Source organism: Methanomicrobia archaeon (assembly GCA_016930255.1).
Classification (GTDB): domain Archaea; phylum Halobacteriota; class Syntropharchaeia; order Alkanophagales; family Methanospirareceae; genus JACGMN01.
The window spans coordinates 23,335-38,372 of the sequence record JAFGHB010000014.1 but is presented as its reverse complement, the minus strand read 5'-3'; the positions used below and the strand labels follow the sequence as shown (position 1 = coordinate 38,372).

Here is a 15,038-nt window from a genome sequence, read left to right as displayed (position 1 = left end):
GATGGGTGACGACGGCGCGACGGGTCGTGGTAACCGGTGCAACGGACTCATTACGCCCAACAGACCGATGAGCCTGGAAGCAACCGCGGGAAAGAATCCCATCAACCACACGGGCAAGATCTACAACTTGCTCGCCAACCGGATAGCCGCGGAGATCGTGGGGAACGTCGATGGGATTCGCGAAGTGCGACTCCAGATCCTCTCGGAGATCGGCAGACGGATCGACGATCCGAAGGTCGCAACCGCGCAGATCATCCCGCTGAGCGGCGTAAACCGTGAATGGATGGAGAAGAAGGTGCGGCGCATCATCGACGAAGGGCTCTCGAGCGTAGCGGAGATCACGAAGAAGGCGGTGAAGGGAGAATTAAGAACATTCTAACCTAATTAAATTAATGCTTCACGCTTTTCAGTAGCTCTTCCAGACCTCTCGTAGTGAGCACGTCCGTTGGTTCAAGCCAGCCACGCCGGGCAGTGGCTACGCCGTACCGCCGCACATCCCGCATCTGTGTGGTTGCATGCGCATCCGTAGAGATGGCGACTAAAACACCGTAATCCTTCGCCATCTTGCAGTGGAGATCGTTGAGGTCAAGCCGAGTCGGGAACGAATTCAGCTCGAGCATGGTTCCCGTATCCTTCGCAGCCGTCATGAGCTGCTCCATATCCACTTCGTACGGGTCCCGCTTTCCTAATAGCCTGCCGGTAGGGTGCGCAATGATATCTACGTTGGGATTCTCCATTGCGGTGACGATCCGTTTCGTCATCGTCGGGCGGTCTTGCGAAAATTTCGAGTGGACTGCACCCACGACCACGTCCAGAGCTTCTAAGATTACATCAGAGAAGTCCAGAGAGAAATCAGACTTTATATCTACCTCGACTGCATTGAGCACTCTGAACCTAACTCCAGCTTCTTCGAATCGCGTGTTCACCTTTTCGATCTCATCCAGCCGCTTCGGTATCTTCTCCTCGTTCAAGCCACCTGCAACGCCCACGGCAGGCGAATGGTCGGCCACGGCAATATACACATAGCCCAGAGCTACAGCAGCGTTCGCCATCTCCTCTACGCTGTCCCGCCCGTCACTCCAGTTGGTATGCACGTGCAAATCGCCCTTGAGATCGCTTATCTCAATCAGTTTCGGTATTTTGCCCTTCTTCGCGGCTTCTACCTCGCCCCGATCCTCACGCAGCTCAGGAGGAACGTACGAGAGCCCGACGCTCGCGAAGACGTCCTCCTCGTGCTCACCGCCGATCCGCTCATCACCGCGGAAGACGCCGTATTCGTTTATCTTCAGCCCCTTCTTCACGCCTAACTCCCGTATTCGCACGTTATGGTGCTTGGAGCCCGTGAAATAATGTGCCGCGGCACCGAATGAAACCGCCTCCACCACACGCACGTCCGCGTTTATACCGTTGATGATGATAGAGGATTTCGTCTCGCCCTTTGCGATCACGTCCTCCACACCGTCAAGAGTCGTGAACGCATCCATCACCTCGTTCGGCCGTTTTGAGACGACCAGTATGTCTATATCGCCGATCGTCTCACGCATCCGTCGCAAACTGCCTGCAATCAGTATCTGCTCCACGGCATCTAACTTTTTCAGTTCGTTTACTATCGATTCGGCGTAGGGAAGCGCGACAGAGAGCAATGCACGGCCTTGATAACTCCGGTATTGCGCTATCCCCTTCAGAATGTTCTCCTCGACCTTGGCGCCGAATCCCGGGATACCTGCTAACTGATGCGATTTCGCAGCTTGCTCCAGCTCCACTATATTCGTTATACCGAGCTCCTGATGCACCTTCGCGATCGTCTTCGGGCCGACACGCGGTATGGCCAGAAGCTCGAGCAACTCCGACGGCATTTCCTGTTTCAACTCGCGGTGCTTCTTGCAATCGCCGGTCTCTGCGATCTCAACGATCTTCCTCGCAATGCCCTCGCCGATTCCCGGGATCTGCTTCAGCTCTTTCACGCCGCCTCGTTCTGCGATCACCGTTAAGTCCTGGGTGAGTGTTTCGATCGTCAGCGCGGCCTTGCGGTACGCGCGTATCTTAAACGCGTTCTCGCCTTTCACTTCCAGAATATCCGCAATCTCGTTGAAGATTCGTGCGATGTCGAGGTTGTGCATCTCTTACTATTGCTAACGTACTCTTAGCATATTTAAATTATCGGGAAGCCCGCATTTCTTCCCTCGAATGATACGCGCCTGCAGAAGTATGTATGATAGCGCGTTTCAATCCTTGTTTTCGTAGACTGCTTTTGCAACGTGGAAAGCATCCGTGCTGTCGAGCTAGGTGTTCTGTTTCAATCCTTGTTTTCGTAGACTGCTTTTGCAACCGTGAAAAGAAGGGTGCAAGCCCTGAAGGAGAAAGCTAGAGTTTCAATCCTTGTTTTCGTAGACTGCTTTTGCAACAGAGGAGGTACTAAACCGTTTGAACCGAAGAAAACAGTTTCAATCCTTGTTTTCGTAGACTGCTTTTGCAACTAAATTTCCCTGGTGCTCTGCTAGCAGGACACCACGTTTCAATCCTTGTTTTCGTAGACTGCTTTTGCAACTTAGTACTCTCGAATGCCCTAATTGTGGTATTGGATGGTTTCAATCCTTGTTTTCGTAGACTGCTTTTGCAACTCTACGATAGCGAGGGCGACATCAAACACTATAGCGAAGTTTCAATCCTTGTTTTCGTAGACTGCTTTTGCAACAAGAAGCTCTCAACTTAGATATCAAATGCATAGTTCCAGTTTCAATCCTTGTTTTCGTAGACTGCTTTTGCAACTGTGCACAAGTCGGTACAGAAAACTTCTATGAGCAAGGTTTCAATCCTTGTTTTCGTAGACTGCTTTTGCAACGGTGGACTATCGAGATCGCCCTAACCCCTATGGCTCTTGTTTCAATCCTTGTTTTCGTAGACTGCTTTTGCAACTCTGCGCCTGCCGCGGTATAGGATGAGTATTGCGGGTTTCAATCCTTGTTTTCGTAGACTGCTTTTGCAACCAAGAAGGGAATGGGGGTCAAAGTACAAAAACATAAAAGTTAGTTTCAATCCTTGTTTTCGTAGACTGCTTTTGCAACTTATCGCGGCTACCTTTCACATTGATATTGACGTAGTGTTTCAATCCTTGTTTTCGTAGACTGCTTTTGCAACCCGGGCTGCCGCTGGCAGTCAGCGCCGCCACCGCAACTGTTTCAATCCTTGTTTTCGTAGACTGCTTTTGCAACCCCTCGATCTGCCGCCACATAATCCACGTATCCGCCAAGAAGTTTCAATCCTTGTTTTCGTAGACTGCTTTTGCAACCCATTTCCGACACCCTTGATGCTGTTACCGTATCGGGTTTCAATCCTTGTTTTCGTAGACTGCTTTTGCAACTTCTTCATCTCCTCTTCATCAAACAGCACGAGAAAATTTGTTTCAATCCTTGTTTTCGTAGACTGCTTTTGCAACTCTCAAAATTTTACTTTGTTCTCAGTTTCACGTATGTTCTCCCGATATTTATGCTTTTCGATATGCTTGGCTGGTCAGCGTTAACGGGAAAGTGATAAATACCATGACACGTCACCAGCCAAATAGTCAAATGACTACATGCTCCCTAACTTCGGGCATCTTCCCTATTATTATCGCCTCACGCCTACAACCCTCGCAGAGATCTATCACATGAATCTTATCTTCCTCGTCCAATTCAAGCTCGTTTATCTCCCTTACGAGCGCTTCCTTATCGTGTAACGGCACTACGCCGTTGAATACGCTATACTGCACGCGACGCAATCCATAATAAGCGAGCCGTCTGGAGAGAAAAGTCCGTGTTGGATTATTTTCGATGTCGTAAACAACATAGATGTACCGTTCTTTTTTCATCGCCAGTCAGTCACCGATACCTAAACCCTTCGAATTGCTCCTCGTTTCCTATTGCCCGTGCTAACAGCTTTGCCTGTTCGAAGATGATGTCCAAAAAAGGTAAACGCTCGCCCCGATAAGTGTATGCATCATCAAACCGATGATACAAGGCCTCAAGAAACTTCTTCTTTATCCCTTCACACAGATAGCACATCTCTTCCTTCCGGTCAAAATCCTCTGCGTGTACCTGTTTCTGAGAGATCTGTGTCATCACCACGCGATCAACAATAGGTTGTCGAAACTCTTCCATCAAATCGAAACTTAACGCTGGTCGGTTACGATATGCGACATGCAAAATACCCTCGTAAGGATTCAATCCCGATCGCAGCAAGCCATATTCAACCCGAGACTTCAATACTGTGTACCCGTAGCTGAGCATCGAATTCATTGGGTCTCGTGGCGGGTGCCGTTCCCGTTTCACGAATCCGAACTCCTTGGGTATTATCTTTCGTAACGCTCCAAAATACGTCTTCGTTGCGTCTCCTTCGAGACCCATTAATCTCTCATTCGCGTTTATCTCCGGTAAATTCTTCCTTCGACTGGTGATATATGCGATCTCCTTATCAAAGTCAACGTCTCTATTCTTCGCCAAACTTTGCAGAAGTCGCACCTTATTGTAAAGTGCGCAATCCATAAGCTCTTTCGCTATTTGTAACCGTCGCCCCTCGGAGAGCAGGATCTGCTTCCGCCACAGCTCTGTTATCATGTTGTAATCACTCCTGACAACTCGTGCGAAGAAATTAGTTGGTCTGTGGCCAACAAACACCAGATCCACGTTATTCTCCAGCAACAGCCTAACCACGCCACTTGTTACAGAGGCCGCACCTGCTATTATCACCTGTTCCACTTCCCGCGGCGAGACCTTGATCTGCTCTCCATCCTCTGTAAGTATCTTCATCAATTCGTTCTCTCGGAAAACCTTGCTCCCAAACCCCGATACCACAATATTACGGAGACGTCGTTCTATCATCTACTCCCCCCTAACTCCCTCATGGAGCGTAATAAGAAAATGAAACAAAAACTCTGGCAATCAAAACGCTTTAACCACACCGAACCCTTGCGAAACGCCCTTTCCCAGTCCGAAGAAATCGGGTATCTCAAAATTCACACGAAACTCGCCCGTAAAACCTATCAGTGGAATAGCTTTATACTCCACTTTTTCTTCATCTAAGCGTGAATGCACGTACAGCTTACGGGTGACGACATAATCCAAACTCTTGCACATCGAGAGGATATTGCCGACGAGGATGCCATTCAAAAACTCCTTCTTCTCTTTCCAGTCATACATCTCCTTGTACTTCTCGTAATTTGAAGGATTCAAGGCGAGCCACGACGTTACGATTTTATAATGATGATTCTCTCTGCATGCTCCGAACTCCGCGCTCATCTGCGTCATCTGTATGCTTTCCACGTTATACACGCTCTTTCCCAACTTCAATTCGCTTATATCGTCTGAGATGTTCTTTAAAACCCCCACACCCTCTTCTATTCCTAAAATAACCGGTGTGCCTTCCAATAGCTTGTACTGCACGCGCGGGTAGGTGTACAAATAGCCTATGTCTTCGATGTGGTGGTGTAAAATCGGGTACTCCTTGAACTGGTTGGCTATGTAACCTCGGAGCTTCGCGGCATCTTCTTTTACGGCTTCTGATGTTTTTAGTGTGAGATAAAGAGTCTTAAGGTTCATCCCTGAGGTACTGTTATCCTAGTTACTGTTATTTCTACCCCTCCGAAGCCCTTTGACTTGAAGCCGCCCAAAAGTTTGATATTCTTGAGTCTTTCGAGAACTAGTTTATCTATGATCTGCTTGGTATTCCATTCACCTAATTCTAACCATCTATCACCTGCAGTCCTCTCCCTTAATACCCGTGGTTTGCCGAACTCTAAGCCTCGGACAAAATCGTTCTTGACTATCGTTAAGACTCCTTTAAAAACAGAACTATCAGGTACGACTTGAAAACGCCTGTTAGCACTCTCTGCGACGACGCCTTTTGCACGGTCTATCCTTGTAGAATACAGTTCTCCCGCAGAGACCTCAGAATACAAAAACGGAACTCTTAAAAAACCATTGAGTCCCTGTGCACCCAGTAGATAACATGCGGGACAAATCATGTGGTCTTCGTTACCACATTTTTGTTTACAGGGATAATGACAGGCATCACCACGGTACCGCTGCTTCTTTACCAGTTCCTTTTCATCTGGTGATAAACTCGGTGCCGGGATACATGGCTGTAGTGGCCTTTTTTCAGCGGGCCACCCCTCATTCGCTTTATCATAGTACATCTCTACCAAGTAGCGCTCCACTTCTGCTCTTAAAGCTCCTTTCAGCGACGGCCCTGGGATAACCACACGACCTCCGACTACAGTCACTGGATTTTCCGCCCCCGAAAGCGGATCTTTCGTGCCACCAACGCGAAACGGCTCCTTTGTTTTCACCACAATTTCATATTTCTCTTCCTCAATCATCTTTCCTCCCCCCTTTCAACTACTTTGAGACTAATGAGTGTCTTGATGATGTAACGTCCTATTGAGCGGTTTTGTTGGATTTTCTCATTTTTCTCAAATTTCTCGATGACGCCTAACAAAGCATCGGCTTGAAACCTTAAACCCTGTTTCCCTCGCTTTTCTATGAGGAATGTCCTCGTAACTCCAAATCCATGCCGCTCAAAGACTTCTCCAACGTTGTTCAGAAAATTCGAGTTGAATCGCGTTCTTTGTATTTTCGTATCTTTCTTTATTTCCTCTACCAACTCTTCAATCACATCCATATTATTTGCCTCCGTGTTCCAACAAAAACTTAGGGCCTGCAATTTCGCTCCCTTCAAAGAGAGATCTTACATAGACTCCCGAAGTATCTGATAGTGGTTTAAACAGAAATCCGTAAACAGGTTTTATGACTCCACTTACCCCAAACGTTTCTAAATGCTCTTCTGGAATACGTGTATTCAAAACGCCTCTGTCTCTTTCCGGTCTAGAATCGTTTAATTCTGTTAATTTTTTTAGAGTGCATAATCCAAATCCTCTGGATTTCATTGCTCCCATGCGAATCTCAAATTCTTCCGCGAAATCCTTTGTAACTTCATTTTTCACTATATAGATGCTCCCCAGGACACCCGTTAAAAACTCGATAGTCAGTGGCAATTTACTCGTTTCAATGCCGCGATCTCGTGGTGAATACGTAAGGTAATCGACTTTATTATGCTTTTTATCCTCAACGAGATGCCCTACCGCGTGAATATCATTGTCTCCAAAGACCGCCTTTAAAGCGCCGGTAATCTGAGTATACGGAATTGTTCTAATTGTCGGTCTAAAAGTTCCCTTCTTTATTCTCTCGCCCATGCAGAGCATATCAGATGTTAACCTATATTTGATGAATTCCATGTTAGCTCCCCATCATTTTCGCAAAAACTAGAATGCTATCATAATCGATTCCAGAAGAAGTTATCGCCCTTCTAAACCCCTCGAATTCTCTATAAGTCCTTCTAGCCCTTCTATCTCCTTTATCGTTGAGCATAACCCACGCCAGCTTCTTTGAAATTTCAGCAGCTTTCGAGAGATCAATAAGAAGCTTTCGACTTGGTAATCGCATATTAAACAGTTCATCAAGTTGCTTCAGCTTTAAATTCATTTCTCCCTTTCCAATAAGGCTCACGTTAACTTCCTCCTTTGGCTTTTCCAAGAGTTTCCAATTCCAGATGAAGGGGAACTTCACGTTTGCGCATGTTACGGATAATTTAATCGGAGAGTTTGGCATGAACTTTGGAAAACACTCTTTGAATGTGGAGCCATAAATTTCCAAGAGCTTCTTTATTTCCCTCTCTTCTTCGACTTTTATGCAGAAGAAATCTCCCAGAATTTTTTGGATACTCGCTTCTCCATATTCCGCAGCGATGCGAGTCTCTAACGTTGACAAAAACGCATCGTAATCTCCTTGAAACTCGGCAATAACAGGAAATCGGATTTTCGATCTCTTTTCTGCCATTTGGATGCCAAAATGGCCAATATATTCGAAGTAGAGACCTTTGAGAGTGCTTACAAGTTCTTCCACGTCCAATAAAATCTTTAAATAGGCAACCTTCGGATTTTCGGTGGACTCTTCCCAATCACCGATCTTCGGTAATCGTGCGCCCAATTCTCGGATACTGTAGCATTTCTCACAAAGGTGCTCCGTTAAAGTGTCTGTGACCCAGTCTCTTGTTCCGCTGGCCATTTGGCAAACTTCACAAATCCGTGGCCCAATATCGGGGGATAAAGATGGATATTCCGACGAGGGATGTCCTATTTCCTCCAAATTTAATTCGTTAATTCGTTTGTCATCTTGCCTTATATCCAGCCAAAAACCAACTTCCTTAGCTTTCTTTTTTATAGATTCAAAAACGTCACCTCCCACGGGAGACACGAGACGCAGTTCGTTTGATGTGCTAAATAGCACATTGTCTTGAAATTCTGTTTTTATATCATCCACAAAATCTTCTAATATCTTGAATACATTCATATCACGAGCACGTACGGGACTCTGAGGAAAATGAATTTTTATTTTTAAAATGGTGAGCTTCCAACCTATGTTTTTAGCAAAATTCTCAACTTTTCTTTTGTCACTTAATATATCTAAAGGAACCTCTTGTTTATAATGCCGTAGAATCCTATAAAATTTACCAGCCAAGAGTGAATGCGTCATTAAACTTGTTATGTTAATTCCAAGTTTTGTCTCTTCTGCCCTGTGCAACAGCTGTTGTCCATATTTTCTGATGTAGTCTTCAGCTGAAGGTGATCGTGAAACAAATTCTATGACTTCTTCAATATCCAGCGGGCGGTTATGACGACCTCTCTCTATATCTTCAAAATAATCTTTCCACAATTTGAATGGTTCGTCATCAATTTCATATCTTTCATAGTATCCAAACTGAAAAGCTCTTGAGGTGGCTGCTGCAAGAATATCAGCCATATCCAGAACGAATAAATCGGGGGAATCTGGCCATGTTTCAAATCCCTCGCCATGGTGATGTTTACAAATCCCTTCCCATGTTTTTGTGCTGAGTCGGTTAACCAGGAGTTCGGGCTGAGAATGAGGGTTGACTTCCTCGCCGTCTTTGTTTAATTTTTGTTTCTTTGCTAATTTTAGGATGTCATGCATTTCCGGGACTAACTCGTCAGACATCTCTAATAAGCGAACTTTGCCCCCTCCACATGTTCAGACAAAAAGAAAGGAAGTATATAAAACTTCCGCTTTTTGTAAATTTACATGTATAAATTATATATTCCATATCAAACGGAGAGGGTGTTATTAAAAAATGCCCGTTTATTCAGAGTAGTGGATGTATACCCCTCTATTATTGGTTAATTTAACGTACCACGTTCTTTACCAGCTCTCTGAACGCTTTTTCGTCTATGATTATCACCCCAAGCTTCCTTGCTTTCTCAAACTTAGACCCGGGCTCTTCGCCGGCGACCACATAATCCGTCTTCTTCGAGACACTTGATGACACGGTTCCGCCTAGCCGCTCGACGATATCTTTTGCCTCCTCGCGCGGCATCGAGATGCGACCGGTGAACACAAACGTCTTCCCTTCCAGTATTTTCTCCGCTCCTTCTTCCTCTTCTGCGCCTTCAACTTCCTTCGTTTCGTACTCCACACCCGCTCGTTCCAATTTCTCCAACAATTTCTTCGTGCTCTCCTGCTCGAAGAACAGCAGAATACTGTTCGCCACCTCGGGGCCGACCTCCGGTATGCGTACCAAATCCTCGTAACCCGCAGTTCGCAACGCGTCCATATCCTTGAAATGAGCCGCGAGCAGCGATGCGGTATGCTCGCCCACGTGCCGTATCCCCAACGCGTGGAGCAGTCGTGCAAACGTGGTATGCTTGCTCGTTTCGAGTGCCGCCAGGATGTTCCGCGCTGATTTGTCGCCCATTCGTTCCAGCTTCATGAGGTCCCGTCTCGTTAAGAAGAACAAATCAGCCGCGTCTGAGACCATTTCGCGATCGACCAACTGCTCGATTACCTTCTCGCCCAGTCCTTCGACATTCAGTGCACGTAACGACGCGAAATGCTTTATCCGTTCCTTTAACTGCGCGCTGCAGGCAACGCCAATACAGCGCACAATAGGGCCTTCCTTTATCACGTCCGAACCGCAGACCGGGCATCGATCAGGCATCCGGAACTCGCGCTCATCGCCCGTACGTTTCGACTGTATCACACTCACCACTTCCGGGATCACGTCTCCCGCGCGCTCCACCACGACGGTATCGCCAATCCGGACATCCTTCCTTCGTAGTTCGTCCTCGTTATGCAAGGTTGCGCGACTTACCGTCACGCCTGCGATCTGCACCGGCTCCAGTACCGCAACCGGTGTGAGTGCGCCCGTCCGCCCCACCTGCACGAGTATATCGTTCACGCGTGTGTATTCCTCGCGTGCCGGGAATTTGAATGCGATCGCCCATCTCGGGCTTCGAGAAACCGCGCCCAGCGTCTCCTGCTGCGCGATGCTGTTCACCTTCACCACGATGCCGTCAATCTCGTAATCCAGATCGTCGCGTTCTTCCTGCACCACGTCATGGTAGTGAAGCACCTCATCGATATGCTCAAACCGCCGTATCAATGGGCTCACTCGGAAACCTATCCGCTGGAGATACTCCAGCACCTCCCACTGTGCTGAAAACTCCCGCCCTTCTGCCCGGCCAACGCCGTACGCGAAGAAATCGAGCGGTCGAGAAGCGGTAACCTTCGGATCGAGCTGTCTTACGGAGCCCGCAGCCGCATTCCGCGGGTTGGCAAACATCTTCTCACCCTTCTCGCCTAATGCCGCGTTCAACGCTTTGAATTTACGCAGCGGTATGTAAACCTCACCACGCACTTCCAGCAGGGATACCGGCGTACCAACGTCATCGTCCGAAAAGATACGCAGCGGAATCGTCTTTATCGTCCGCAGATTCTGCGTGATATTCTCGCCCATCGTGCCGTCTCCGCGTGTGCTGCCGACGGTGAACACGCCGTTCTCGTACACGAGCTCCATCGCCAATCCATCTATCTTCGGCTCCACTACATACTCGATCACCGCTTCGCCTCCCAGCAGCCTCCGTACTCGATCATCGAAGTCTCGCACGTCCTCCTCGGCCGTTACACTCTTCAAACTCAGCATCGGTATGCTGTGCTCGTAGGTGCCGAACTCCTCTAACGGCTCCGCACCGATCCTCTGCGTTGGCGAATCAGGCGTTACCAGCTCGGGATGCGCGCGCTCGAGCTCCTCTAATTCCTGAAATAGTCTATCGTATTCGGCATCAGAGATCTCAGGCTCGTCCAATACGTAATAGCGGTAATTGTGATAGTGCAACTCCTTCCTTAAATCCTCTACATGCTTCTTTACTGCTTCCTTTTCACCCCCACCGCTCATAATTTATATATTTGTCCGGGAATAATAATACAAAGAGGTAAATTCACTATGGCAGCGGAAAAGGAAAGAGAGGAGACGTTAATACCCGGTACCGATTACTTAGCGAGCGGCGTTCATATCGGTACGCAGCAAAAGACCGGCGACATGAAGCGATTCATTTATCAGGCGAGACCGGACGGCTTGTATCTGCTAGATATAAAGATGATGGACCAGCGACTGCGGACAGCGGCGAAGTTCTTGGCTCATTACGATCCGGCTTCGATCCTGGTTGTATCCGCACGCGAATACGGACATCATCCGGTGAGCATGTTCGCTAAGGTTACCGGAGCAAAGGCGATCGTCGAGCGATTCATTCCCGGGACGTTAACGAATCCTGGCAGTGCGTACTTCATCGAGCCTTCCATACTGATTGTGACCGATCCGATGACCGATGAACAGGCGTTAAAAGAGGGTGTGAGTGTCAATATCCCCATCGTGGCACTCTGCGACGCTAATAATTCTACCTCTACCATCGATCTTATCATTCCTACGAATAACAAAGGTAGAAAGGCGCTTGCCACCGTTTACTGGCTGCTTGCCCGCGAAATGTTACGGGAGCGGCATCGTAAAGCTGGAAACCAAGACGAATTCAGCTTCGATTATACTGCAGAGGATTTCGAAGCCGCAATATAATATATGCGCTAGCTAGGCGGAAGCTAAAAAAAAAGCTGAAATAAGCTAAAAGGCGAGTATGAGAAGACCGGTAGTAGCTGGTTTCTGGTATGAAGGCGAGAAGGGGCGATTGGAAAAACAGCTACGAGAATTTTTCTCCGACGTACCCCGAGAAGAGAACGAGGCTATTATCGGTGCCGTCGTGCCGCATGCAGGCTATCTGTATTCGGGTGGCGTAGCGGCGACGGTCTACGCTGCATTACCGCCCGCGGACATCTTCGTCATTCTCGGCACGAATCACCAGGGTATCGGGTCGGTTCTTGCGGTTTCACGGGAAACGTGGGCGACTCCGTTGGGAGAGGTGGAAGTAGACGAAGCATTCGTCGATGCGCTCCCGAAACGGATTATCGACGTGGACGAAACCGCGCATCGCTACGAGCATTCCATAGAACTTCAGCTCCCGTTCCTTCAATTCCTCTTCGATAAAACGTTCCGCGTTGTTCCTATTAGTTTCGGGTTAATCGATATGGATACTGCGAGAGAGGTGGGTGAGAATCTTGCAGACACGATCGCGCAATTCGATAAAAAAGTGGTCATTCTCGCTTCCTCGGACTTCACGCACTACGAACCGGACACGATAGCGAGAGCGAAGGACGAATACGTGATAGAGGCGATAAGAGCGTTAGACGTGGCGAAGTTCTACAAGCGGGTGTACGAACGAAACGTGACCGCATGTGGCGTTGATCAGATCGCTGCGATGATGCACGCCGCGAAGAAACTCGGTGCAACGGAAGGACGGGTGACGAAATACATGACCAGTGGTGACATCATCGGTGACCGGTCCAGTGTCGTGGGCTACGGCGGCATTATCATCGTGTAATTACTTATCTATCTATCCCTCATGGCTTGTGCTGTGCTGTGTCGTGAGATGGAGGTAGTGCTTATGGAGAGCAGAAAAGACCTAAACGTGTTTCAGACCTGCAGGGTCTTTTTTGACGAGTTTTTGAAGAGCGATTTCATTGTACAAGAAGATGGAAGTACGTTTCTCGTCACGCCCACCGGTGCACGGTGCAATAAGCTCTTTGGCGTTGGGGAAGTGGAAGAAGTAGAGGCGCGAGGGAACATAGTCAGACTCAAGCTAAACGACTTGACTGCGACGCTCTCTCTCTACGCGAGCAGACGTATCCTTGGGGACGATATAACTGCACATACAGAGCGTAAAAGGACTTTTATCGCGTTCCGAGGCAATGTGCACGTACGTGAGAGCGCAGGAACAAGACCAAAAGTTATGCTACTAGCAGAAGAAGTCGGAACGGTCGAGGAACGTGTAAGAAACGGCTGGATACTGAACACCGCACGGAGGACAATGGAGCGGATAGAGGCATTGCGCATAAGCCCTTCAGCGTTGCCAAATAAAGAGGCAAACGAGTTTTCGGGTCGGGGTGGTGGTAAAGAGCTTCAGGAGCATTATGCCCTTGACGATGATACACTGGACGCCTTTGCGAGCATGGCGATAAATGCCGTAACACGTATGTGGCTGCAGTACCACACAAGGGCAAAGGAGCTGGTAGTCGGGCTACTGAAGAAAGCGGGCAAGAGCGGTGTGGCACGCGAGCGGTTAGTGAGCGCATTGAAGACACAGGGTTTCAAAACGGAGTGGGTAGAGGAACTAATTGAGGAGCTTATTGTGGAGGAGATCTGCTATGAGCCGAAGACTGGCGTTTTAAAACTCGTCACTTCTTCAGAAAATCCCGTACTAACTTGATCGCGCACAGATCGCCACAGATGGAGCATGCATCGCTTTCCGAAGGCCTGCTCTTTCTTATTCGCTGCGCTTCCTCGTGATCAATCGCTAGTTCAAACTGCCGGTTCCAATCCAGATTTTTACGTGCATGCGCCATTTCGGCGTCTATTGCTCGCGCACGGTCGCGCTGTCCCGCTTTTACGAGGTCCACAACGTGCGCTGCTATCTTCGTGACGATCGTGCCCTCCTTAATGTCTTTCACGGAGGGCAACGCCAAATGCTCTGAGGGCGAAACCATGCAGAGGAAATCCGCACCGTACATGCCGGCAACCGCGCCCCCGATTGCGCTCACCAGATGGTCGTAGCCCGGTGCGATGTCCGTGACCAGCGGTCCTAAGAGATAGAGCGGTGCGAAATCCGTAACCTGTTTTATTACCTTCACCGCCGCTTCTATCTCGTCTAGGGGCACGTGCCCCGGGCCTTCAACGAGTGCCTGAACGCCTGCTTCCCGGGCACGTCTTACGAGTTCGCCAAGCGTAATGGCTTCCATGAATTTCGCGCGGTCTGAAGCATCAGCAATACAGCCTGGTCGCATGCCGTCGCCCAAGCTGAGCGTCAACTCGTACTCCCGTGCGAGCTCCAGAAGATACTCGTATTCCGCGTAAAACGGATTCTCGCGGTCGTTGTGTATCATCCAGGCAATGAGAAACGCGCCACCGCGACTCACCACGTCCAGGATGCGCCCGCTACGTCCCAAGCGCTCCAGCGCATTGAGATTCACACCCGCATGGATCGTAACAAAGTCTATGCCATCTTTCGCATGCTGCCGCACGACATTGAACATGTCGTCCGAACTCATCTCCACAACGGCTCGTACGTCCGCCTTTTCTAACGCCGCCTGATAGATCGGCACCGTCCCCATGGGCACGTCTTCTGCCTTCAAAATCCTCCTGCGCGTTTCGTCAAGGTCGCCGCCGGTCGAGAGGTCCATTATTGTGTCCGCACCGTAGTGTACCGCAACTTTTGCCTTCTCTACCTCGTCATCAAGGTTAACGTAGTCTTTTGACGTCCCGACATTCACGTTCACCTTTGTGCTCATACCTTCGCCAATCGCTTTGAGCGCTATCGCCCGGTTCCCAGCGTCATCTCTTCGCTTTGCGTTCCTCGGAATGACCACTCGCCCGGCGTCGAGCAGTCTTTGCAATTTCTCCACGCTCGTACCTTCGGCTACGGCCACTCGCTCTAATTCGTGCTCATCCCATTTGACGCTGGCAAAACTGCTCATGGTTAACGCGTTTCTCTTTCTTTCCTTCCTGTTACGTTACTAATTACTTTGAGGCTTTTTGTATAAACTTTTCCAGGCCAC

The 15,038-nt window shown here is 48.7% G+C and carries 14 protein-coding genes and 1 CRISPR repeat array; of the genes, 4 read left to right on the top strand and 10 right to left on the bottom strand.

Going from position 1 to position 15,038, the window contains the following annotated elements:
- On the top strand, positions 1-379 hold a 379-nt coding region (locus JW878_02270), incomplete at its 5' end, for a methionine adenosyltransferase (GenBank protein MBN1761893.1).
- Between the two features lie 10 nt (positions 380-389).
- Here JW878_02270 and polX read toward each other — a convergent pair.
- The 9 genes from polX to ligA all read right to left on the bottom strand — a co-directional run bounded on the left by polX (position 390) and on the right by ligA (position 11,277).
- Positions 390-2,120 (bottom strand): DNA polymerase/3'-5' exonuclease PolX, encoded by a 1,731-nt coding sequence (gene polX, locus JW878_02265; protein ID MBN1761892.1) that lies wholly within the window; start codon positions 2,118-2,120, stop codon positions 390-392.
- Between the two features lie 102 nt (positions 2,121-2,222).
- A CRISPR array of direct repeats spans positions 2,223-3,436; the repeat unit is 36 nt; unit sequence GTTTCAATCCTTGTTTTCGTAGACTGCTTTTGCAAC.
- A 126-nt stretch (positions 3,437-3,562) separates the two neighbouring features.
- Entirely contained in the window at positions 3,563-3,847 is a 285-nt protein-coding gene (gene cas2 / locus JW878_02260; GenBank protein MBN1761891.1) for a CRISPR-associated endonuclease Cas2, read from the bottom strand.
- 10 nt (positions 3,848-3,857) lie between these two features.
- A complete protein-coding gene (cas1, locus tag JW878_02255; protein ID MBN1761890.1) occupies positions 3,858-4,856 on the bottom strand; it encodes a CRISPR-associated endonuclease Cas1 in 999 nt (332 codons plus the stop codon).
- A 60-nt stretch (positions 4,857-4,916) separates the two neighbouring features.
- Positions 4,917-5,573, bottom strand: a complete 657-nt coding sequence (locus JW878_02250) for a hypothetical protein (protein MBN1761889.1) — start codon at positions 5,571-5,573, stop codon at positions 4,917-4,919.
- Positions 5,570-6,352: a hypothetical protein gene (locus JW878_02245; protein MBN1761888.1), complete on the bottom strand. Its 783-nt coding sequence runs from the start codon at positions 6,350-6,352 to the stop codon at positions 5,570-5,572. Before JW878_02245 ends, JW878_02250 begins: the two co-directional genes overlap by 4 nt.
- Positions 6,349-6,654, bottom strand: coding sequence for a hypothetical protein (locus JW878_02240; GenBank protein MBN1761887.1), 306 nt, complete (start codon positions 6,652-6,654; stop codon positions 6,349-6,351). The genes JW878_02245 and JW878_02240 overlap by 4 nt, the downstream gene beginning before the upstream one ends.
- A 1-nt stretch (position 6,655) precedes the next feature.
- A complete protein-coding gene (locus JW878_02235; protein MBN1761886.1) occupies positions 6,656-7,267 on the bottom strand; it encodes a hypothetical protein in 612 nt (203 codons plus the stop codon).
- 1 nt (position 7,268) lies between these two features.
- Entirely contained in the window at positions 7,269-9,044 is a 1,776-nt protein-coding gene (locus JW878_02230; protein ID MBN1761885.1) for a hypothetical protein, read from the bottom strand.
- 184 nt (positions 9,045-9,228) lie between these two features.
- Positions 9,229-11,277: an NAD-dependent DNA ligase LigA gene (ligA, locus tag JW878_02225; GenBank protein ID MBN1761884.1), complete on the bottom strand. Its 2,049-nt coding sequence runs from the start codon at positions 11,275-11,277 to the stop codon at positions 9,229-9,231.
- Between the two features lie 48 nt (positions 11,278-11,325).
- Between ligA and JW878_02220 the strand changes: the two genes are divergently transcribed.
- The 3 genes from JW878_02220 (at position 11,326) to JW878_02210 (ending at position 13,693) form a co-directional block, all read left to right on the top strand.
- Positions 11,326-11,949: a 30S ribosomal protein S2 gene (locus JW878_02220; GenBank protein MBN1761883.1), complete on the top strand. Its 624-nt coding sequence runs from the start codon at positions 11,326-11,328 to the stop codon at positions 11,947-11,949.
- A gap of 58 nt (positions 11,950-12,007) precedes the next feature.
- Positions 12,008-12,808, top strand: coding sequence for an MEMO1 family protein (locus JW878_02215; protein MBN1761882.1), 801 nt, complete (start codon positions 12,008-12,010; stop codon positions 12,806-12,808).
- Positions 12,809-12,871: 63 nt separating this feature from the next.
- On the top strand, positions 12,872-13,693 hold the full coding sequence (locus JW878_02210; protein MBN1761881.1) for a hypothetical protein: 822 nt from the start codon (positions 12,872-12,874) through the stop codon (positions 13,691-13,693).
- Here JW878_02210 and thiC read toward each other — a convergent pair.
- Positions 13,662-14,957: a phosphomethylpyrimidine synthase ThiC gene (gene thiC, locus JW878_02205; GenBank protein MBN1761880.1), complete on the bottom strand. Its 1,296-nt coding sequence runs from the start codon at positions 14,955-14,957 to the stop codon at positions 13,662-13,664. The two genes, JW878_02210 and thiC, sit on opposite strands and share 32 nt — an antisense overlap.
- Positions 14,958-15,038: the final 81 nt, after the last annotated feature.